Genomic DNA, 21499 nt, shown 5'->3' with positions numbered 1-21499 from the left:
TTTCGTAGACAGTTAGCCTATTGTCACAATTACAAGCATCATAACCAAGAAAAAAGCTCTCTTGCCTTTAGCACACAAGAGAGGAGCGGTGTGGTGTGAGGAGCAAATTTAATGTTTGCTACCAGCAATTCTACCAGATTTTATCGGAATAATTAATGACAAGGGTATGAAAATTATGTGTAGATACGTAGCAGTTTGTTACAAGACACTATCTGGAATAATCTGCATAGTATGTCTCTGGGCGCTCGAAGTAAGTTTCTAAATTCTGCTACTGTATTTTTATTTGTCAGCAAAATTAATATGTAATTCTTTTTGCAGTTTTGACTTGTTAATTAAGGTGAGCTTTGTGTAAAATCGTAGCCTTGGAAACGCAAACTGAAAACGTGGTTCAAGAATCCATCCTCTTCTGAAAGCACTGGAGCGATCGCAATTTTTCAAACTATAAATTTTGGGACGATCTAGACAATTCATCCCACAAAAAAGCCACTATATCCTTGCTTCTGGCAAAATCAACATCGCATCACCAAATGAATAAAAGCGATATCGAGATACTATTGCTTCCTGATAGATATTCAGCAACCGTTGCCTACCAATTAAAGCACTCACCAACATCAACAAACTGGAACGCGGTAAATGAAAGTTAGTAATCATACCTTCCACTACCCGCCATTGATAACCAGGATAAATAAACAAATTAGTCTTACCACAAAATGGTTGTAATTCACCTGTTGTGGCAGCTCCTTCTAAAGCACGGACTACCGTTGTACCTACAGCAATAATGCGACCACCAGCTGCCTTGGTAGCACGAATTTGTTCTACAGTACTTGGGGGTACCTCTATCCATTCTTCATGCATTGTATGGGTAGTGACATTTTCTACTTCTACCGGACGAAATGTCCCTACACCTACATGCAACGTCACAAAAGCTTGATTAATATTTTGCTGACGTAACTTTTCTAGTAATTCTGGAGTAAAGTGTAACCCTGCTGTGGGAGCAGCAACCGCTCCCGGATTTTGAGCATATACAGTTTGATACTGTTCGCTTTGGGCTTCAGTGTTTGTGATGTACGGCGGTAGAGGTACTTCACCAAATACATCTAGCAATTGCAGCAAAGAAACTCCTTGTGGCAGATCAAATTGCAGCAAACGTCCTCCAGTTGCTGCATCAGTTTCTAGAACAGTTGCAGTCAGTAGGTGATGGGGTAGTGGGGCTTCTGTGATAGGGAGGTGGGGTGGTGGGGTGGTGGGGTGAAAATTTTCTCCCCATCTCCCAATCTCCCCATCTGTTTTACCCTTGGCTGTAAAAACAATTTTCGAGCCGTGCTTGAAACGTTTCCCCGGCTTGACTAAGGCTAGCCAACAGTTATGCTGTCTTTCCTCTAACAGCAAAACTTCTACCTCTGCTCCTGTTAATTTTTCACCATATAACCGTGCTGGGATAACTCGTGTATTATTCATCACTAGTAAATCCCCAGGTCGTAGGATTTCCGGTAAATCTCGGAAGATGCGGTGTTGAAGTGTATCGTCTTTATCGACATTCGGAGAACTTACTACTAGGAGTCTAGAACTATCTCTGGGAACTGCTGGGTTTTGGGCTATTAGTTCAGTTGGTAATTCATAATCATACCCAGCCAATGAGAGATCAAGTTCTGAGTTTTCTATCTTTTGTTTAGATGTTAAATGAGAATTTGTTTTTGCGAGTTGTTCTTGCATTGAGATTTTAGACTTTCTTAAACAAGCTGGTTGAGAATTGTGTCTTCTAAAAGAACTCTAAAGTATTACCTACCAAATTGATGATTCGACTTTAAGATAGATAGCATTAAGTACCACTGAAGCAACTATATAAAAATTGGGTAAACCTCCCTATCCAAAAACGGGGGCTTTTACCCTAGCAGGTTGTGATTCATTCTACCAATAATAGAAATGTAGGATTGGCTTTGATCCCAAGCACCAAGATGGAATACTTGTATTATCTGGCAAATGCCAGTCTCACTCTGAGGGTTGTTCAATTCTTGCACGCCAAACCCCAAATACCTGTTTCCTTCGTCACCGTAATTCATCAAATTGATGGTTGGGTGGTTAGAGTCAAACTTAGAAAACAGGTATCGCCCCAGGAAGATGGTGACATTCGGGCTTTTTTAAATGAATTAGGAATAAGCTACGAGCCGCCAATGCGGGTACAGATGGCACTTTGGAGCTTAGAAGCAGGTCAGTGTCCTGTTGATGTTATGCGTCGCTATCAAGTAGCAATTGTCTCTCATGGTAGCCCAGAAAAAGAAGAAATTGAGGCATTTAGACAACAATTTGTTAGGGGTTTAGGTTACTGCCCAGAAACTTTAGCCTAACCGAAGCAGTAAACAGTTATCAGTTATCAGTTATCAACTTTAGAAATGATAGCTTAGCCTTTAAATATAATTAGACCGAAAAACAAAGATGTAACGGGGTAATTGGTAATTGATAACTAATCGTTGCTTATTGCTTATTTATAAAACATAAAAAAACAATGAGCAACAGCTATTACCCAATATCATTAACTAAATCAAAAGCCGCAGTAATGTATTCTTGTAATGTCAGTGTGTACCCTGCTACATATGTGCTAATTAAGTTTTTTTCTTGAAATTTATCTCCACCAAATTGTGTTGATGTTTGCTGATAACTAACAATAGCAACGTCAAATCGGCAAAGATAATCTGCTTTGTCAGGGTGTGCTACTAAAAACATCTGTGCTGTACGCCAAAGTTTGACTTGTTTTGATGATGCGATCGCATTTCTTCCCCCCGCATCCCAATTCCTGGGACTGCGGGTTTTTACTTCGACAAAAGCCAAAATTGGAGATGGGGAACTCGGGGCTCCCACTCCCCCAAGGGAGTGGGGATTAGGGGCAATGGGGTGATGGGGAGAATCTATAATCAAGCTCTCCCCATCTCCGGTTCTCCCCACCTCCCCATCTTTTATTTGTTCAGCATAAAGTGCAACAATATCGATTTCTCCCCAACGGCAACGCCAGCGACGATCAAGGATGCTCCAACCTTGGGATTGTAACCAATGTGCCACCAGGTCTTCTCCTGCGTTGCCGATATCGAGATAATGGTAAGGAGAATAGTTCGTCATTGGCTAAAAGTTACAATGAGTTCTAAGTTAAGCGATCGCATGAGAATAAGCATACTAAGTGTGTTGTTTTTGACTGTGATAGCTATCACAGTTGCTCTAGCTTTCCCAGAAAGCGCTGTAGCAATTAACTATAACAACCGAACCCTAGAAGCGGCAGATTTTTCAAAGCAGGACTTAACAGATTCCAGCTTTGACCATGCCAATCTTCGCAATAGTAACTTCAGTAATTCTAACTTACGTGGTGTTAGATTCTTTTCGTCAAATTTGGCCTCAGTAGATTTTACTGGAGCAGACCTTAGTTATGCCGATTTAGAATCAGCGCGGATGACCAAAGCCAATTTGACGAATGCAGTCCTGGAAGGCGCATTCACCACTGGCACTATGTTTGATGGGGCAATCATTGATGGTGCAGACTTTACTGATACTTATATCCGTGAAGATACACTCAATAAATTATGTCAGGTAGCTAAAGGCACTAATCCAGTCACAGGTCGGAATACCCGTGATACTTTGGCTTGTCCTTAACTACTTTTTGATGTAACTTGGAGTCTTAGTGTCTTGGTGTTTTAACCACTAAGACACTAAGACACAAAGACAATACTTTTGGGATAGCTAGCTTAAGGCATCAACATCAAACTTTTAGAGGAATACCTAACTGGTCGCGTTGGACTTCTACCTGTGCTTGCAATCCTGGTAATGTAATTTCGCCGCTTTCTTGCGGCCAGGAATGGCAAATAGTGTAAGCGATCGCACTACTTATTATCAAAGTTATAACTAGGATGCTGATGCTAATCAATTTAAGGATTTTGCTTTTGAATAGCTTCTGCATGATTTATTCCGCAGATAAGAAATTTTTAGAATTGTAACATTGTTGATTTTTAGATAATTTTTATACATCTATGTGTTTATAAGTAGCCCAATATAAATATTTCTCGTTGGTTTAAGGCAGATGGCAGATGACAGATGGCAGATGGGAAGAGGGTTTTGAATTCTTAATATAAGTTCATATACTTCTGTTTTTTTGCACCTTTCTACTTAGTTTTTTCAAATGAGCGAACAGGCATATGCTGGAGGATTTAAACCCAAGTGAATATGCACTCCTTACTGATACTGATAATTGTGAAAATATCCTTCTCTAGCAGGGTTAATTTTGCTTAACTAAACTTGTATATTAAATAAAGAAAAAATTAAAATAAATGTTATAAGTAATTATACTTAATCCATTAATATGTAGAGTAAATACACAGCAAATGAGCAGCAAAAAAAACAATAATTTATAGTTGCTAAGAGCTATATATCAAAGTGAATTTGAGCTTTAGTAATCATTTTAATTAATCTTTACAATATACTTTAAAAGTATATACTCACTTGATTGTTGCAAATTATTGAGTTGCCAATTTCTAAGTAAAGTTTATTTTCATTTGATGCAGGAAGAATGAAAGTACTGTTAGCCTGTTTATGTAAGATAAGGCAAGCTTGGAATTTATTAGAGGTAGATTTTTATCTTAACAAAATTTCAAAATTGCCACAGTTAATTAAATTAAAAGAGATTCACTAATTATTAAGATTAAACGAAAATATTTATTTTTTGATTTTCTAATTATCTATGTTGAACTTCTTGAAGCGAATTGGTAGTGGAAATATGAAACATTACTCTGATGCATGGATTGAGGAATGGTGTCAAGAAAATGGCTGGACAGATTTATTTATTGAACGTTGTAATAGTTACTGGGCTTTTCCTCCTGGTGCAGTAATGCCTGAACCAATTCCGATGCAAGTTCTCAGAGTCATTAAAGCTCAAAAGGGATTAACCTGTGAAGAACGTTTTTGGTCAATCACAGCAGTGATTGCAACCATGATTGCAGCTTTTGTTACCTATTGGCTGAGATGTCCGATACCATTAGTTGCTGCTTTCGCTTTTAACGCAGTGACGGTGGCTCAGCTTGAGGTTGAGGATGCGTATTAAAGTAGGGGAATGGTTAAAGGGTAAAGGGGAAAAGAAAAATTTATTTTTGATCTTATGCTCAGAGGGGGTGCTGCGATCGCAGCGCCTTTTTTGATTGTGCAAGTGAGTAGGAAACTAACTCTTCCCCCTCGTTTACGAGGGGATTGAGGGGGGTTTTAGAATTCATGTAAGAAGTCTAATGACGAATGACGACTCTCACGAGTAGAGACGTTGTACTGGATTCTGTGACAAAGAACTAGAAGTATTTCAATGCATTATAGGACAGGATGTCACATTGTTGCAGGTGCTAGGCGTTGTGTTTATCGGGTTTCTTGTTCGGTTTGACAGCCTATAAACTAACGTAAAAATTTTCGCAGAATCAACGGTGTTGAATTTGTTGGTTGGGTTGGTGCTACACCAGGTTTTGGCGAAGTTAATATTATTGGATTTGGTTTGATAACTGATAACTGACTCTGTGCTTTCTCACGTGCTTGGATAGCTTGCTGATAGTCTGGTTTGATTTTTATCGCTTGGTTGTAAGAGGCGATCGCTTCTTGATAACGTTGTAAGTTAAATAGGGCATTACCTCTAGAAAACCAGCTTTCGTAGTGTTGGGGATTGTAGCGTACGGCGCGGTCATATGAAGCGATCGCTTCTTCATATTTTTGCAAATTGTATAGGGAATTACCCCGGTTATACCAAAGCTGATAATCGTTTCGTTTCAATTCAGCCGCTTGATCGTAGGCTGCTAATGCTTCGTTGTATCTTTGCATTTGATGTTGCGACCAACCCTTAGCGTACCATGCTTGGTAATTCTTAGGGTTAATTTGAATAACTTGATTAAATGATTCAACTGCTTCAGGATAGCGTTGTAAACTAATCAGAATATTACCTCTTGATAACCATGCTTGGTAATAAGTTGGATTAGTCTGTACAGCTTTATCATAGGCTGTAAATGCATCTTGATAGCGTTGCAAATTAACTAGAGCATTGCCGCGATGATACCAAGCTTCGGCATAACTTGGTTTGATTTCCACAGCTTTATCGTATGCTCCCACTGCGTCTTCGTAGCGTTTTAAATTTTGTAATGTCAGCGCTTTATTGTACCAAGCTGTGTAATCATCTTTTTTGAGATTAATTGCTTGCTCATAAGCTGATATTGCTTCATCGTATCGCTTTAAACTGCTTAAAACTTCTCCTTTTGTAGTCCAGACTTGAGGAGAGTTGTTGTCTAGTTGTAAAGCTTTATCAAAAGAGGCGATCGCCTCTTGATATCGTTGTAAATTTTTTAATACAAAACCTCTACCTATCCAAGCTTCTAAATAATCCGGCTGAATTTGAATTGCTCTGTCATAGGCTGTAAGCGCTGCTTTGTATTCTTTTAATTTACTCAGCGTACTACCTTGTCCATTCCAAGCTTCAGCATAATCGGGTCGAATTTTGACTGCTTTTTCAAATGCAGATAAAGCATCTTGATAGCGTTGTAATTCATAAAATGTGTTGGCTTTCTTATATAATTCTGTAGCATTTACAGCATTAATACTATTTATAATATACAAAGATGCTCCTGTCGCTAACCCTAATATTATTATTCCAGCTAAGATTTTTTTTGTAATATTTTTTTTGCGTTTATTATTTGTAATTGATGGTTGATTTGTAACAGAAACGCTTAATGCCAAAGTTTGAAAATTCGGATTATGTAAATCTTTTAAAGCTTGTAAAGCTAAAGTTGCTGATGCGTAGCGTTCACGAAAATCATAGCGCACCATTTTGTCTAAAAATTGAGCAAATTCTTGAGTTACTTCCGTATGATTTTGCCAAATAATTTCGTTAGTTTCTGCGTCTTGAGCAAATTCTTCCGGAGATAAACCAGTAAGTGCTTGAATACCAAGAATACCGACAGCATAGATATCACTACTATATTTTGGGTTTCCTTGGGCTTGTTCTCCAGGAATATATCCAGGAGTTCCAATCGCAACCGTAAATTTAGTTTTAGCATTAGGATTAATTACCTGAGTTGTAATTTCTTTAACAGCCCCAAAATCAATTAAAACTAACTTACCATCTAGTTCTCTTCTCAGAATATTATAAGGGTTGACATCACGATGGATAACTTTTTGTTGATGGACAAAATCTAAAATTTGTAAAATTTCTTGCAACAGAGAAATAACTTGACCTTGGCTGAGGGGCTTTCCTGGTATGATTTCCTGGCTAAGATTATGACCTTCAATAAATTCTTGGACAAGATAAAATTCTTCGTTTTCCTCAAAATATGCCAAAAGTTGGGGAATCTGATTGTGTGTACCTAATTTATACAAAACCTGGGCTTCCGTATCAAATAAACGTCTAGCTGTTTGCAAAGTTGTTGGATCTGTTGCTTGGGGTTTAAGTTTCTTAACAACACATTTGGGTTTACCAGGTAATTGAGTATCATAAGCGACGAAAGTTTCACCGAAACCTCCCCCTCCCAAATGGCTGATAATTTGGTATCTTCCAACAAGCATGTTTCCCAGCATTTGGTTTACCCAGTTGAATACGCTACGTTCTGATTCCGATCTTGCCACAGTTTTCTGACGTTGGTTAGTGGTTATTGTTAAATAACCAACAGCTAACAAATAACAACTCATAACTAACAACTAGCAATGATTCCTATCAGTGATAACCTTTTCATTAGTACGCGTAAAAAGCCGATAATTATTTACTGGTTGCTTGTTATTAATATTCTTCTTTTTGTATGGGAATTAAAGCTAGAAATTAGTGGAGAATTAGGACTTTTTATTTATAATTGGGGTCTAATTCCAGCAAAAATATATGATGCGATCGCTAATTTATTAGCTGGTAATTCTGCTGCTGGATTTTTTTTGTTGTCACGTTCTCTCTCTCTATTTACAGCCATGTTTCTGCATGGTAGTTTTAGCCAAATTTTAGGTAATCTACTATTTTTATGGGTTTTTGGCAGAAATTTAGAAAATATTCTTGGACATGGACGATTTTTAGGATTTTATCTGATGTGTGGTGTTCTGACAGGCATAATACAAATTCTTGCTGACCCCAGCTTGACCATACCATTGATTGGTGCAAATGGCGCGATCGCATCTGTTTTGGGCGCATATATCTTCAAGTTTCCTAAAGTGAAAATTGATACTGTTATGCCTCTTTTAATTATATTTATCCCTATGCAAATCCCAGCTATTTCCTATACATTTTGGTGGTTTTTACAACAGTTATTTTATGGCATTGGTAGTTTAAATATTCCTGGTGGTGTCAACCCACTTAATAGTATTAATTACTGGGCGCAGATTGCAGGCTTTATTATGGGCATAACCACAATGCGACAACTACAAAAACGATAAAATTATAATGACTCCAAAAACTCTGCTACATGGTGCGCTTACCTTTGCGTTCAAAAAATAATTATTTAATGCGTAATGAATAATATAAATAATATCCAAAAATTAGAAATTTAAAATATCCAAAGACCCTTCTATTTCTAAATCTAAAATACTTTCTTTGACTTTTTTATATTTTGCTAAATTACCTTCTGTATAATAAATTGATGTAGCTTTCTGAAAATCTGCGATCGCTCCTTGCTTATCTCCTAAACAACAACGAGCGTTACCACGATTATAATAAGCATCAGCATCATTGAAATTAATTTTAATCGTTTCCGTATAATCTGCGATCGCTCCTTCGTAATCTCCTAGATCATAACGAGCATTACCACGATTATAATAAGCATCGGCATCGTGAGAATTAATCTTTATTGCCTGTGTGTAATCTGCAATTGCTCCTTCGTAATCCCCCAAGTCTAAACGAAAGTCACCACGATTCTTGTAAGCAACAAAATCATGACACTTTAACTCACTTGTTTGCAGAAAAACATCACCTTCTCCCTGATAATCTCCAATTTGCATATTTTTTAAATTTAGATCACCTTCTGGATGGGGATACATTTGGCATACTTGGGTGTAATCTTCAATTGCCCCTTGCTTGTCTCCGAGATAATAACGAATATCAGCACGATTTTTGTAAGCAACCACATCATTTGGATTAATTATAATTGCCTGAGTATAATCTGCGATCGCTCCTTCGTAATCTCCTAATTGATAACGTGCTAAACCACTTTTATTGTAGGCTTTGATATAGTTAGGATTAATTGTAATTGCCTGAGTATAATCTGCGATCGCTCTTTCATAATTTCCTAATTGATAATGTGCTAAACCACGTTTATAGTATATATCTGCATCATAAGGATAAAGTTGCAATGCTTGATTGTAATTGATGATAGCAGCGTGATACTGTTCTTTTTCACTGCATTCATCACCCAGTTTTATGTAAATTAAATTTAATTCTTCACTGGGAGAACTTATTTTTGCATTTTTTACTGAATATAAAGAAGATTTTGTTAATGAATTATGGGGTACTTGATAAATTGATTCTGATTTCAATGTCTGTTTGTCATGATAATTTGGAGAGGATTGTAAATTTTCTAAATACCCACGTAAACCACCACCATAGAGTAATTGTTCTATTCCAAAAGAAATTCTCCCAGTTTTCAGCTTAATCATTTGCGTGGGCAGAAAACCAGCTAAAAATAGGTGATACTCAGATTGTGCCTCATTCACTTCCTCTTGAATCAAAACGCAGACTACTGCTGAATTTTTTTCAACTTCTTCTGCACTAATAGACCATCTGACTTTATCAATACTACCGTAACGAGATTTCACTTCGATACCAATTCCTGGATTACCAGTCATCGTAAAATCTGTTTTACCATCTCCGCCAATTCTTTTTTCGTAATCTACTTCCGTAATCAAATCAGCTAAGCGTTCTTTAACAACTTCTTCTCCTAATTTTCCTTTCAGGTAGCTGATAAAAACATCACGGACTGGGGAAACACGTTTATATTTTTCTGCCATCTGCCAACAAAATTCCCTGAGAATTTTTAGCCTTTCTCCAGAGATTATTGTTATTTCACTATATTGCCCCTCTGTTTGACAATGCAGCAGACAACCAGATGTTAACCTTTTGATGAAGTCTGATTGAAGCGATCGCAGTACGGTTATCCAATCCATTGAGATTTCTGTCAATCTTTATGCTCAGGTTATTTTATTTTGCCGCAATTATAAAAGTAATTCTGATACAAGTCGCGGCAGATAAATTTATTCAAAACGTCACTACAGAGCGAATTGATTCACCTTTGTGCATTCAATTCCATGATTGCTCTCCTGTTTTGCTTGCTCAACGAGCTGATCTGAGTGTATTGCACGACGTATAACTGTATAAGGGTAAGTGTACAAGTGATCGCTTGTTGGTGTTTAATTTGAATGAACCACGAAGACGCAAAGAACGCGAAGAAGAGTATGAAAGAAAAGGGGAAAAGGAGAAAAGGGGATAGAAAAAAATCCGACTCTTCATCTTCTTATCCTTCCATGTCTGCTTTTGTCACTCCCCAATTGGAAAATTGGATAGAAATTGGTACGATTGTTGCGCCTCAGGGTTTACGTGGGGAAATGCGAGTTTATCCTGATTCGGATTTTCCGGAGCGGTTTGAGGTTCCGGGAAAGCGTTGGTTGTTACGTGCGGGAGAAACAGAACCGCAAGAAGTAGAATTACTGACCGGGCGTATAATTGAAGGTAAAAATTTATATGTAGTTAAATTGGCTGGTGTAGATGATCGCAATCAAGCGGAGGAATTGCGTGGTTGTAAATTATTGGTTTGTGCCAGCGATCGCCCACAGTTGGGAGAGGATGAATATCATGTATTGGATTTAATTGGTTTGTCAGTGTTTATGCAGGAATCTGGCGAACTTGTTGGTACAGTAGTAGATGTAATTGCTGCTGGTAATGATTTGCTAGAAGTCAAGTTACATCAACAACAAACAGCTGTTTTGATACCCTTTGTGAAAGCGATCGCACCAACGGTAGATTTAGAAGCTGGCAGGATTGAAATTACACCACCACCCGGACTGTTGGAAATTAATAGTTAGAGTATGTAGAGATGTTGCATTGCAACGTCTTGCTTCAGAATTTGGCGATATTTTGAGATAGCAATCAGGGATCCTATCCTGTGGGCGATCGCTGAAGCCGAAAATGCCAACAGATTGACGTGTGAAGTGGAAACTACGCTGAAGGTAATTGGTGGACGTTGGAAAGTATTGATTGTTGGAGAGTTAATGTTGGGGATAAAGCGCTTCGGTGAATTACAACGAGCTTTACCTGGAATCACACAAAAAATGCTGACGCAGCAACTTAGAGAAATGGAAGAAGATGGGATTATTCATCGTCAGGTTTACCCCCAAATTCCGCCCAAGGTGGAATATTCACTGACACCTTTAGGGGAGAGTCTCAAACCAATTCTCTATGCTATGCATGATTGGGCGGTTCAACATTACGGTAAAGTTACTAGATAATTGTTGTTGGTTGTTGGTTGCTGGTTGATAGTTGTTTCTACCACTAACTTTCCTCATTAGCTTGTAGATAATCTATAGCTGCTTCTAATTTTGATGAATATCTTTCAGCAAACCTTTCAAACCATAATCCCTCTGGTGAGAAAGAATCTAGCTTAGCTAGCCAATCTTTAGCGTGTTGTTTTAAAGCCTCTCTGCGCTGAGCTTTAATTTGTTCTTGTCTAATTCGCTTTTGTTCTAATTCTTGCTGTATCCTTAATTTTTCTGCTTGATCTAGTTCTTCAAAATCACTCTTTACTTCTTCTAATAATTCATCTATTAAAGATGCTGATTTTGAGGATTGTGGGTGAATATTTGGTGTTGCTATGCTTGGCTGTTGCTTGGGCTGTTCATTGTTTTTTTGCTGATATTCAGCTTGCAGTTCAGCCAATAGTTTATCAATAGAATCCATGTTATTTAACCCCTGGTTTACTGCATTTGCAATATGATTTTTATATGCAGTTAAAATAATAAATATTTAGTTAGGTGTTGTGTAAAATAAACTATGCTTGAAACGCGATCGCATATGCACAATCAATTACATTTTTTCCCTACTCTTTCCTCTGTTGCGTGGTACAGAGGAAGGGAAACACCTATAGACACAGATTAGATTATGCACTAGATAGTGACGTCATTTGTTCAGCTTTACTTTTTTAATAAAAGTTGAAGATTTACTACAATCTATGTTGCAGGTGTAGGAATTGGCATTTAGACGTTTATTTTGGATATTGATGATTAGTAGTTAATCATTAATCGCATTTAAAAGAACTTCAGATAAACTCATATCTTCCATATCATCCATTGTGATCGTGTCACAAATATCAAACTTTGCACCAGCAGTTTGTAATTCGTCATCTAATACTTTGAGAAAACGGCTTGCATGGGGGTCTTTACCTATTTGAATAAAAGAAATAGCTAATTCTTCATCTCTGTCCATACGCCGAGAAGCTTCAATAATGACCTTCATGACAGCTTTACGGTCATCTGGCTCACCATCAGTTACAACTAAGATTGTTTCGCCATTTGGTTTAGTTTGACCAGCTGTTTTTCGTTCAAAATAATTATCAGTAGCGTGTTTTAACACTGCTGCTAAATCAGTGGTTCCTGCTGGATCATTTTCTTGGAATATTTGTGATACTTTACTTGATGTCACATTTTCGTAGCGTTTGAATCTACCTGAAAACAAATAAACAGTAATACCATCAGGATCAAGTTGTTCGCATTTGCTTGCTAAAGCAAAAGTAGATTCTTGTGCAGCTAACCATCTGCTTCTACCACCTTTTTGATCTGGTGTAGCCATACTGCCACTTTTATCAATAATCAAAGTATAGTCACGATTTTCTAACATTTTTTATTCTCCAGTTATTAATTAGTAGTTAGTAGTTAGTGGTGAATGATTACAACCAACAACCAACAATCAACAAACAACAAATCATTAATCAGTTACCGCATTCATCAAAACATCTGCAAGGCTCATGTCTTCCATGTCATCAAGGGTAATTGTGTCGCAGATATCAAACTTTGCACCGACACTTTGCATTTGATCATCTAAAGCTTTCAAAAATTTGGTTGCTTGTGGATCAGAACCCACTTGAATGATAGAAATTCCTAATTCTTCATCCCGTTCCATCTGGCGAGTTGCACTAATAATGACTTCAAATACGGCTTTGCGATCATCTGGTTCACCGTCGGTGATGACTAAAATTGTTTCACCATTCGCTTTGGTTTTACCTGCTGCTTTGCGTTGAAAGTAATTATTAATAGCGTCTTGAAGTACACCTGCTAAATTTGTTGTGCCAGCTGGGTCATTTTCCAAAAATATCTGTGCTACTTTGGCAGAGGTAACATCATTATAGCGTTTAAATCTCCCAGAAAATACGTAGACAGTAATTCCGTCTGGGTCAAATTGCTCACATTTTCTTGCTAAAGCGAGGGTCGATTCTTGAGCAATCTCCCATCTACTTCTACCACCGGCTTGGTCGGGAGTTGACATGCTACCGCTTTTATCAATGATTAAGGTGTAGTCGCGATCGCTCACCATACATTTCCTCTCATTGTTACTCAACGTTTCTAGTCTAGTCCAGGCTTCTCCAGTATTGCTTAGCTATTCAAGCTTCTTTACGAGTTTTGATACTCATTTGCTACTTACAGCAGATTTCAATAAGCGTGAGATACACAAGAATTCCACCCCTCCTCGCTTGCAGCTACGGTGTACTTCTTCTAGATGCAAAGCGCTATATGTATGACTGTAGTGAGGAGCCTGCTCATAAGAAAAAGCCGTAAGTTTAAACTCTTACACTCCTTTTCAAGCTAGCTTAATAGTAAGCGATCGCTCTCCAAGCTTTTCCGTAAATCTGCTGATTCTCTAATTGCCTCTTCAGATAAATTCAGCAAAAACACTGTTACGCAAATTTGCGGTTCTGATCGAAACTGCAATTATCCAGTTTATTAGGGTAAATATATGACAAACCCTGCAACGACGGTAATCCGAGTCAATCTGGAGATGGCAAAAGAAGTAGCTCAAGAGTGGGAACGAGCTTCATACCAAGAACTCAGTACTTATTGTTTGGAAATCTTAAAGGAAATAGGATTTTCCACTACCGAACTCCCAGAAAACTTGCAATCTCGTGAGCAGCAGCTAAACTTCATCACAGGATTTGCGTCTTACGCTTTTGGAGAGGTGCTAAATGTCCAAACCATTAATTGAAGATAGCTTTGATGAGCCAGAACGAGAAAAAGAGACTTCTTTACCTGCAACCGATGCGGATTTATTGAATTTAATCCAAAAGTTTTCAGGATTTGAAACTCCCACCAAGGTTGTCTTACAGGCTATAGCCATTGCTTCTTACGATTGTGCATCTGCTTTTCGCTACGCTGATAACTATTTGAATATCTTGAAGAATCAAAAGCGGCGGAAAAAGTTACTTCTGCTAGAGTCTGAACTGAAGTTTTGCATTAATCCCAAATACGTAGATTTTCGATATTAAATTTTCGATTGGTTCACCAGACGATTCAGATTTACCGGAAAAGGGAGAGTTCAGTCTACTTTCAGTTCAGTAGACTTGGACTATTAGCCCGCAGTTTACCTGCGGGCTAGTTAGTTAATTACTCTGAATAATATTTATCGAACTCGCGTAGTACAGCACAGTGGAAAAAAGCTTTTTGTCTTTTGATTTTATAACTTCTGCGTAGCGGTATGAGATTTTTTATTTTTGTGGAAACTTCTGCTGTCTGACTTCAAAGCTATAATCCTGTACAGCTTTTGTTATCGTCTCACGTAAATTTGCATACGCCTTGGCAAATGGCGGCTGTTTTTCCGAAAGACCGAGTACATCAGAAGTGACAAGTACTTGCCCGTCACAATGCGGTCCTGCGCCAATTCCAATCGTAGGAATACTGAGTTTGTCTGTAATTTCTAATGCTAAGTCACTAGGGATATGCTCTAAGACTATAGAGAACACACCTGCTTGTTCAAGAGCGATCGCTTCTTGTAGAATCCTCTGTCTGTCTGTTTCTGTCTTCCCTTGTTGACGCAAACCAATTTGATGGACTGATTGCGGTGTTAAACCCACATGACCCATCACCGGAATTCCCGCTTGCACCAGACGAGCAATAGTTTCTACCATTGCTGGGTATCCACCCTCTAGTTTGACAGCTTGCCCTCCTGCTTCTTTTAGTGCCAGTCCAGCAGAGTGCATAGCTTGCTGAATGCTTTCTTGATACGTCAAAAATGGTAAATCTACGACCATCAAAGCATGTCTTACCCCACGCCGTACAGCTTTGGCATGGTGTAGTGTTTCTTCTAAGGTGAGTGGTAGTGTTGTATCATACCCTAATATTACTGACATAGAATCGCCCACCAAGATTAAATCTACACCAGCTACATCTAAAAGTTGGGCGATCGTATAATCCCAAGCAGTCAACGCCACAATTGGACGTCCTTGTTGTTTGTACTGAATTAATTGTCGGATTGTAATTGCCATTTTGGTTGTTGATTGTTGTTGGTTGTTGGTTGTTGGTTGATGGTTGGTAGTTGTGAAACAAACAACTATCAACGATCAACTACCAACAAAACTTCACTTCACGGCGCGAGTAAAAGCAAGATGGGGTTTTGCACTTGTCATTTTTGGCATCAACCAAGCTAGACCTTCGGTAGTACCAATCCACAATTTATTACCAACATCAGGGGCAAGGGCAAGTACACGACTAGAAGGAAGACCAGGAACTTCATCTAGCACAGCACCAGTATTTGGATTCAATCGTAACAAACCATTGTTTGTACCGACCCATACACTACCATCTTTAGCAAAACGTATTGATTTGACGTCACGTCCTCTCAGAGGAGTAACTGATCTGAGTACAGCACTAGTTTTTGGGTTAATCACTAGCAAATTATTTGGCATCCCCGCCCAAATTAATCCATCTGGGCTAGTAGCTAAAGCTTGTACGGTCGTACCAGGTAAATTGTCAATTCGCTTCATAATCAAAGCACTAGCGGTATTAACTCGGACTACTCCATCCAGTGTTCCTACCCAGAGTTGACCTTCCACATCTAAAGTTAGAGCGTTAGCACTAACACCAGGTAATTTTTTTAACGTGGTCATTATCAACCCTTGATCGGGACTGATTAGCGATAAGCCGTTATCTGTTCCTGCCCACAAATAACCCCGCTTGTCAACTAACAAAGATAAGACTCTCTTGGAAGGCAAAAATAAATTTTGAGCTGTAATTTCGTTACTACGAGGATCAACTCGCTTTAATCCTTCATAAGTTCCTACCCACAAGCGTCCGACTTTATCTTGGGTTAAAGCAGAAATAGCAAGATTTGGTAAACTAACGCGGGCTAGTATTTTACCAGTATTGGGGTCTATCCGCGATAATCCCCGCCAAGAAGCTACCCAGAGATTGCCAACATAATCTGCTTGCAATGCACTGACTCGATAATCAGTTTCTTGGACTCTGTCAATGAAATTTCGCTCATCAGGTAAGGGATCTACTCGTCCTGGTGGGGCGATCGCTGGGTAAGAGGGAGTTAATTCAGATGGATCAACATTCAGGATTTTGGGCGTAGGAGTATTGTTATTTTCTGCTGGATTTGCTAGCACCACAGTATCGAAAATTGTCAGGGCTACTAACCCCAGCCAGATAGAACTGATGAATAAACCACCATATTTGCCAAACAACAAGGCGATCGCATTTGCTTTCAAGAGAGTTTCTTGCATCACTTCACACCGAAAGGCTTAAGGATAAGTTCAGTGTTCCCTAACGGTATGAACATTTATCAGTTATCAGCGGTCGCTAGTAGTTTGAAAAATCACCACTGAGAGCTTTAGTCTGCTTCTTATAACTGCTTATGTCTTTCTGTAAAGTATCTGTAATATAAAGTTGAAATTATTCTTTAATAAGAAATTTAAATGTAAAAGTTAAAAACTTCCAAAGAATAACTTATTACATTCTTGATATATTGTGAAACAAGTTACAAATTACGTGGTGTGCAATTAAAGTGTCTGGCTCACCACTCCCTTAAATAAAGAACAAACTTAGGGGAGTGCGAGCAACAGATAAGTAAACAAAAGTTTATTCCTGGGAAAAGGGAAACGTAACAGCGTACAATAGTGCGTGCCTACAACGCAAGTACACTGGTGATAAAATTTCCCCACAGTCCTTAGGGGTGAAGGCTCCAGTCCAGACTTAAGAGGGTTTCTACCAAGTCTTCTAAGTCAAAAAACCACTAACCCTAGTCAAAGACAACCTCATAAAAGAAGATGTTCCGCATCTTCTTTTCGTCCTTGAGGAAAACAGACAAGGTTAGAGGAAGTTGCACGCGGCGTGGTTTGTAAGTAGAAAGAGTGACTTCTTGGAAGGAAATTTATGTCTTACGCTCAAACGAAGACTCAGACTAAAGCAGGGTATCAAGCTGGGGTAAAAGATTACAGACTAACTTATTACACCCCTGATTACACACCAAAAGACACGGATATCTTAGCAGCATTCCGTGTTACACCCCAGCCAGGGGTTCCACCCGAAGAAGCTGGCGCTGCTGTGGCGGCTGAGTCTTCCACTGGTACTTGGACAACCGTGTGGACGGACTTGCTGACCGACCTAGACCGCTACAAAGGTCGTTGCTATGATATCGAACCAGTTCCAGGCGAAGACAATCAGTATATTTGTTACGTAGCCTATCCCCTGGATCTGTTTGAAGAAGGTTCTGTAACCAATATGTTGACCTCAATTGTTGGTAACGTATTTGGTTTCAAAGCTCTACGGGCACTGCGTCTGGAAGACCTGCGGATTCCAGTTGCTTACCTCAAGACTTTCCAAGGGCCTCCCCACGGTATCCAAGTTGAGCGTGACAAATTAAACAAATACGGTCGTCCTTTGTTGGGTTGCACCATTAAGCCCAAACTCGGTTTGTCTGCGAAGAACTACGGACGCGCTGTATACGAGTGCTTGCGCGGTGGTTTGGACTTCACCAAAGACGACGAAAATATTAACTCCCAGCCCTTTATGCGGTGGCGCGATCGCTTCTTGTTCGTTGCAGAAGCAATTCACAAAGCCCAAGCAGAAACAGGTGAAATCAAAGGTCACTACCTAAACGTTACTGCTCCCACCTGCGAAGAAATGCTGAAGCGGGCTGAGTTCGCAAAAGAACTCAAGATGCCCATCATCATGCACGACTACTTAACCGCAGGTTTCACCGCCAACACTACTTTGGCTAAGTGGTGTCGTGACAACGGTCTATTGCTCCACATTCACCGGGCGATGCACGCTGTAATTGACCGTCAAAAGAATCACGGTATCCACTTCCGTGTTTTAGCTAAGTGCTTGCGGATGTCTGGTGGTGATCATATTCACACTGGTACGGTGGTCGGTAAGCTGGAGGGTGAGCGCGGTATTACCATGGGCTTTGTTGACCTGCTGCGCGAAAACTATGTTGAGCAAGACAAGTCTCGTGGTATATACTTCACCCAAGATTGGGCTTCTATGCCTGGTGTCATGGCAGTTGCTTCTGGTGGTATTCACGTATGGCACATGCCAGCATTGGTGGAAATCTTTGGTGATGACTCGGTACTGCAATTCGGTGGTGGTACTCTTGGTCACCCCTGGGGTAACGCTCCTGGTGCAACCGCTAACCGTGTGGCTTTGGAAGCTTGTATTCAAGCTCGTAACGAAGGTCGCAACTTGGCTCGCGAAGGTAACGACGTTATCCGTGAAGCTGCTAAGTGGTCTCCTGAGTTGGCTGCTGCTTGTGAACTGTGGAAGGAAATCAAGTTCGAGTTCGAGGCAGTTGATACAGTCTGACGATTTTAGATTTGCGATTTTGGATTTTGGATTAATCTAAAATCCAAAACTCACAATCTAAAATTCACAGGGGCTGGGGTCAAGCATGAATATTAAACAAATTGCGAAGGACACAGCCAAGACGCTGCAAAGCTACCTGACATATCAGGCAGTGAGGACGGTGTTGGCTCAACTCAGTGAAACCAATCCTCCCTTGGCACTTTGGCTGCATCGGTTTTCCGCACAAGACAAAATCCAGGATGGAGAAGCTTACATAGAAGAACTTTTCCGGGAAAAGCCGGATTTGGCATTGCGGATTATGACAGTCAGAGAACACATAGCGGAGGAAGTTACCGAATTTCTACCAGAAATGGTTCGTGCTGGTATTCAACAGGCTAATACGGAACACCGCCGTCAGCATCTTGAGCGGATGACGCAGTTAAATCAATCAAACCCCAGTTCTGAGTCAGAACAGCAAGCAACCTCAGATCCAAACAATGAAAAGTGAGCAGTTAGCAGTGAACAAATCATCACTGATAACTGATAACTTAATGTCAACCGTTACCATTTTGATTTAGCTATGCAAACTCTACCAAAAGAGCGTCGTTACGAAACCCTTTCCTACTTACCTCCCCTCACTGATGCTCAAATTTCCAAGCAGATCCAGTACATTCTGAATCAAGGTTATATTCCGGCGATCGAGTTCAACGAAAATTCAGAGCCTACCGAGTACTACTGGACAATGTGGAAACTGCCTTTGTTCAGTGCTAGAAGCACTCAAGAAGTGTTGAGCGAAGTACAAGCTTGTCGTTCTCAGTACGGCAATTGCTTCATCCGCGTTGTTGGATTTGACAACGTTAAACAGTGCCAAATTCTCAGCTTTATCGTTCACAAACCCGGCAGATTCTAAAACTGGTAAGCTGTGAGTAATTAATATTATTCCCTCAACTGGAGAGGTAGATCGCTCTACCTCTCTTATTTACTGGGAAGTTGTTAGTTGTTTGAACTACAACAATCAACCATCAATAAACAACTCTTAATAAAGCTTTCAGGTATTTGTATCGTCACTAGAGACTTTTTCACTAGCAACCTGCCGAACTAGTTCAATTTCTATATCCAAAGCTTTAGCAATTTGCTCTACACTTAATCCCAGTGTTAGCAACTGAGGTATTGTTTCTAACTTACCCTCTAACTTACCTTCTAACTTACCTTCCTGAAAAGCTTCCTGATATACCCATGTTTGCTTTAATTCACCCAGTCCCAACATTTGCTCTATCTCCTCCCGACTCAGGCGCGGAAATTTATAGACTATGATCGTTTCTATTAATTGTATGAGTTCTCGTTGAGTAACTTCATTTGCTATCTGTTGTTGATCAGAAGTTATTAGCTTCCTAAAAATTTAACATGATTTTAAGATATTCTATCTATCCCCAAGGTTTATGAGTTACTACATCTCTCCTCGCTTTCTGGACAAAGTTGCTGTTCACATCACCAAAAACTTTCTTGATCTCCCTGGTTTAAGAGTACCTTTGATTTTAGGTATTCATGGACGCAAAGGAGAAGGTAAATCCTTTCAATGTGAGTTAGTTTTTGAAAGAATGGGTGTGGAAGTAACTCACATTTCGGGCGGAGAATTAGAAAGTCCAGATGCAGGAGATCCAGCACGTCTAATTCGTCTGCGCTATCGGGAAACCGCAGAATTAATTAAAGTGCGCGGTAAAATGTGCGTACTCATGATAAATGATTTAGATGCGGGTGCAGGACGTTTTGATGAGGGTACACAGTACACAGTAAACACCCAGTTGGTGAATGCCACACTGATGAATATTGCTGATAATCCTACTGATGTACAGTTGCCTGGTAGCTATGACTCTACACCATTACATCGCGTACCAATTATTGTCACAGGAAATGATTTCTCTACTCTGTATGCGCCATTAATTCGTGATGGTCGAATGGAGAAATTTTATTGGGAACCAGACCGAGATGACAAAATAGGAATTGTTGGTGGAATTTTTAGTGAAGATGGACTTTCGCAACGGGAAATAGAACAACTAGTTGATACTTTTTTGAATCAGTCTATCGACTTTTTTAGTGCTTTGCGATCGCGTATTTATGACGAACAAATCCGCGACTTTATTTATGAAGTTGGAGTTGAACGCGTTTCTAGGCGGGTTGTCAACAGCTTAGAAGGGCCACCACAATTTAGAAAACCAAATTTCAACCTATCTCATTTGATTGAGATGGGCAATGTTATGGTCACAGAACAACAGCGTGTTCTGACTTCTCAGCTAGTCACCGAGTACAATCGTGGTCTATATTCCCGTAATCTATCCCAACCTACTGCTACACCAACACAAGTTAATCAACCTGTTAACAATGGTGGTAACGGCTATCACAAATCACAGTCGTCAAACACTCATCTCACCCTAGAAACTCAAGCACAGATACGCGAACTGCTAGCACAGGGTTACAAAATTGGCATTGAACACGTAGATGAACGTCGTTTCCGCACAGGTTCTTGGCAAAGTTGCGCTGTTGGTCAAATTAATGGCGAGTCTGATGCTATCTCTACTCTCGAATCTTGCTTGGCAGAATACAGTGGCGAGTATGTGCGCTTGGTAGGAGTTGACCCCAAAAATAAACGCCGGGTTATGGAAACAATTATTCAGCGTCCGAATAGTTGATTATTGATTGTTGGTAGTTGGTAGTT

Annotated in this window: 23 protein-coding genes and 1 pseudogene; 12 read left to right on the top strand and 12 right to left on the bottom strand. The window is 39.6% G+C overall.

The window, feature by feature from the left end:
* Window positions 1-486: 486 nt before the first annotated feature.
* Window positions 487-1713: a tRNA preQ1(34) S-adenosylmethionine ribosyltransferase-isomerase QueA gene (gene queA, locus NIES592_RS02155; protein WP_073554781.1), complete on the bottom strand. Its 1227-nt coding sequence runs from the start codon at window positions 1711-1713 to the stop codon at window positions 487-489.
* Between the two features lie 242 nt (window positions 1714-1955).
* On the opposite strand from queA, the gene NIES592_RS02150 reads away from it, so the two are divergent.
* Window positions 1956-2345 (top strand): hypothetical protein, encoded by a 390-nt coding sequence (locus NIES592_RS02150; protein WP_009458310.1) that lies wholly within the window; start codon window positions 1956-1958, stop codon window positions 2343-2345.
* Window positions 2346-2517: 172 nt separating this feature from the next.
* Here NIES592_RS02150 and NIES592_RS02145 read toward each other — a convergent pair whose 3' ends face one another.
* On the bottom strand, window positions 2518-3111 hold the full coding sequence (locus NIES592_RS02145; RefSeq protein WP_073554780.1) for a YraN family protein: 594 nt from the start codon (window positions 3109-3111) through the stop codon (window positions 2518-2520).
* A gap of 15 nt (window positions 3112-3126) precedes the next feature.
* Between NIES592_RS02145 and NIES592_RS02140 the strand changes: the two genes are divergently transcribed.
* Window positions 3127-3636, top strand: coding sequence for a pentapeptide repeat-containing protein (locus NIES592_RS02140; RefSeq protein WP_062249065.1), 510 nt, complete (start codon window positions 3127-3129; stop codon window positions 3634-3636).
* A gap of 106 nt (window positions 3637-3742) precedes the next feature.
* Here NIES592_RS02140 and NIES592_RS25555 read toward each other — a convergent pair whose 3' ends face one another.
* A complete protein-coding gene (locus NIES592_RS25555; protein ID WP_062249066.1) occupies window positions 3743-3940 on the bottom strand; it encodes a hypothetical protein in 198 nt (65 codons plus the stop codon).
* 813 nt (window positions 3941-4753) lie between these two features.
* Here NIES592_RS25555 and NIES592_RS02130 point away from each other — a divergent pair.
* Window positions 4754-5077 (top strand): hypothetical protein, encoded by a 324-nt coding sequence (locus NIES592_RS02130; RefSeq protein ID WP_026086393.1) that lies wholly within the window; start codon window positions 4754-4756, stop codon window positions 5075-5077.
* Between the two features lie 335 nt (window positions 5078-5412).
* Here the strand turns inward: NIES592_RS02130 and NIES592_RS02125 are convergent, their stop codons facing one another.
* On the bottom strand, window positions 5413-7572 hold the full coding sequence (locus NIES592_RS02125) for a tetratricopeptide repeat protein (RefSeq protein WP_073554963.1): 2160 nt from the start codon (window positions 7570-7572) through the stop codon (window positions 5413-5415).
* 126 nt (window positions 7573-7698) lie between these two features.
* Here NIES592_RS02125 and NIES592_RS02120 point away from each other — a divergent pair, with 126 nt between their 5' ends.
* The gene (locus NIES592_RS02120) at window positions 7699-8409 is read left to right on the top strand and encodes a rhomboid family intramembrane serine protease (protein ID WP_062249068.1); all 711 of its coding nucleotides are present in this window, start codon (window positions 7699-7701) and stop codon (window positions 8407-8409) included.
* A gap of 102 nt (window positions 8410-8511) precedes the next feature.
* On the opposite strand, the gene NIES592_RS02115 is transcribed toward NIES592_RS02120, so the two are convergent.
* Complete coding sequence (locus tag NIES592_RS02115) at window positions 8512-10131, bottom strand: tetratricopeptide repeat protein (protein ID WP_073554779.1); 1620 nt, start codon at window positions 10129-10131, stop codon at window positions 8512-8514.
* A gap of 288 nt (window positions 10132-10419) precedes the next feature.
* Between NIES592_RS02115 and rimM the strand changes: the two genes are divergently transcribed.
* Window positions 10420-11046, top strand: a complete 627-nt coding sequence (rimM, locus tag NIES592_RS02110) for a ribosome maturation factor RimM (protein WP_178379460.1) — start codon at window positions 10420-10422, stop codon at window positions 11044-11046.
* An 87-nt stretch (window positions 11047-11133) separates the two neighbouring features.
* Window positions 11134-11469, top strand: a complete 336-nt coding sequence (locus NIES592_RS02105; RefSeq protein ID WP_073554778.1) for a winged helix-turn-helix transcriptional regulator — start codon at window positions 11134-11136, stop codon at window positions 11467-11469.
* A 43-nt stretch (window positions 11470-11512) separates the two neighbouring features.
* Here NIES592_RS02105 and NIES592_RS02100 read toward each other — a convergent pair whose 3' ends face one another.
* The 3 genes from NIES592_RS02100 to NIES592_RS02090 form a co-directional block, all read right to left on the bottom strand.
* Window positions 11513-11917, bottom strand: coding sequence for a salt stress protein, Slr1339 family (locus tag NIES592_RS02100; RefSeq protein ID WP_073554777.1), 405 nt, complete (start codon window positions 11915-11917; stop codon window positions 11513-11515).
* A gap of 330 nt (window positions 11918-12247) precedes the next feature.
* Window positions 12248-12853 (bottom strand): vWA domain-containing protein, encoded by a 606-nt coding sequence (locus tag NIES592_RS02095; protein WP_062249079.1) that lies wholly within the window; start codon window positions 12851-12853, stop codon window positions 12248-12250.
* 87 nt (window positions 12854-12940) lie between these two features.
* Window positions 12941-13546, bottom strand: coding sequence for a vWA domain-containing protein (locus NIES592_RS02090; protein WP_009458296.1), 606 nt, complete (start codon window positions 13544-13546; stop codon window positions 12941-12943).
* A 420-nt stretch (window positions 13547-13966) separates the two neighbouring features.
* Between NIES592_RS02090 and NIES592_RS02085 the strand changes: the two genes are divergently transcribed.
* Window positions 13967-14212: a hypothetical protein gene (locus tag NIES592_RS02085; protein WP_062249083.1), complete on the top strand. Its 246-nt coding sequence runs from the start codon at window positions 13967-13969 to the stop codon at window positions 14210-14212.
* Window positions 14193-14492, top strand: a complete 300-nt coding sequence (locus NIES592_RS02080; protein WP_073554776.1) for a hypothetical protein — start codon at window positions 14193-14195, stop codon at window positions 14490-14492. Before NIES592_RS02085 ends, NIES592_RS02080 begins: the two co-directional genes overlap by 20 nt.
* 219 nt (window positions 14493-14711) lie before the next feature.
* On the opposite strand, the gene panB is transcribed toward NIES592_RS02080, so the two are convergent.
* Together panB and NIES592_RS02070 are read right to left on the bottom strand one after the other, a co-directional pair.
* Window positions 14712-15488: a 3-methyl-2-oxobutanoate hydroxymethyltransferase gene (gene panB, locus NIES592_RS02075; protein WP_073554962.1), complete on the bottom strand. Its 777-nt coding sequence runs from the start codon at window positions 15486-15488 to the stop codon at window positions 14712-14714.
* Window positions 15489-15581: 93 nt separating this feature from the next.
* Window positions 15582-16727 (bottom strand): ligand-binding sensor domain-containing protein, encoded by a 1146-nt coding sequence (locus NIES592_RS02070; RefSeq protein WP_073554775.1) that lies wholly within the window; start codon window positions 16725-16727, stop codon window positions 15582-15584.
* Window positions 16728-17376: 649 nt separating this feature from the next.
* Between NIES592_RS02070 and NIES592_RS02065 the strand changes: the two genes are divergently transcribed.
* The 3 genes from NIES592_RS02065 to NIES592_RS02055 all read left to right on the top strand — a co-directional run bounded on the left by NIES592_RS02065 (window position 17377) and on the right by NIES592_RS02055 (window position 19696).
* The gene (locus tag NIES592_RS02065) at window positions 17377-18807 is read left to right on the top strand and encodes a form I ribulose bisphosphate carboxylase large subunit (protein ID WP_062249089.1); all 1431 of its coding nucleotides are present in this window, start codon (window positions 17377-17379) and stop codon (window positions 18805-18807) included.
* Between the two features lie 85 nt (window positions 18808-18892).
* On the top strand, window positions 18893-19294 hold the full coding sequence (gene rcbX / locus NIES592_RS02060) for a RuBisCO chaperone RbcX (protein ID WP_062249091.1): 402 nt from the start codon (window positions 18893-18895) through the stop codon (window positions 19292-19294).
* A 72-nt stretch (window positions 19295-19366) separates the two neighbouring features.
* A complete protein-coding gene (locus NIES592_RS02055) occupies window positions 19367-19696 on the top strand; it encodes a ribulose bisphosphate carboxylase small subunit (protein ID WP_062249092.1) in 330 nt (109 codons plus the stop codon).
* Window positions 19697-19834: 138 nt separating this feature from the next.
* Here the strand turns inward: NIES592_RS02055 and NIES592_RS26145 are convergent, their stop codons facing one another.
* Window positions 19835-20053, bottom strand: coding sequence for a hypothetical protein (locus NIES592_RS26145; protein WP_371915090.1), 219 nt, complete (start codon window positions 20051-20053; stop codon window positions 19835-19837).
* A 6-nt stretch (window positions 20054-20059) separates the two neighbouring features.
* Window positions 20060-20170: pseudogene (locus NIES592_RS26140) on the bottom strand (DUF2887 domain-containing protein); the annotation flags it as partial.
* 55 nt (window positions 20171-20225) lie between these two features.
* On the opposite strand from NIES592_RS26140, the gene NIES592_RS02045 reads away from it, so the two are divergent.
* Entirely contained in the window at window positions 20226-21473 is a 1248-nt protein-coding gene (locus NIES592_RS02045) for a ribulose bisphosphate carboxylase small subunit (protein ID WP_073554774.1), read from the top strand.
* Window positions 21474-21499: the final 26 nt, after the last annotated feature.

The sequence above is a fragment of the Fischerella major NIES-592 genome (assembly GCF_001904645.1).
GTDB lineage: Bacteria > Cyanobacteriota > Cyanobacteriia > Cyanobacteriales > Nostocaceae > Fischerella > Fischerella thermalis.
The sequence above is the reverse complement of the archived record's forward strand: the minus strand, read 5'-3'. Positions and strand labels throughout refer to the sequence as shown.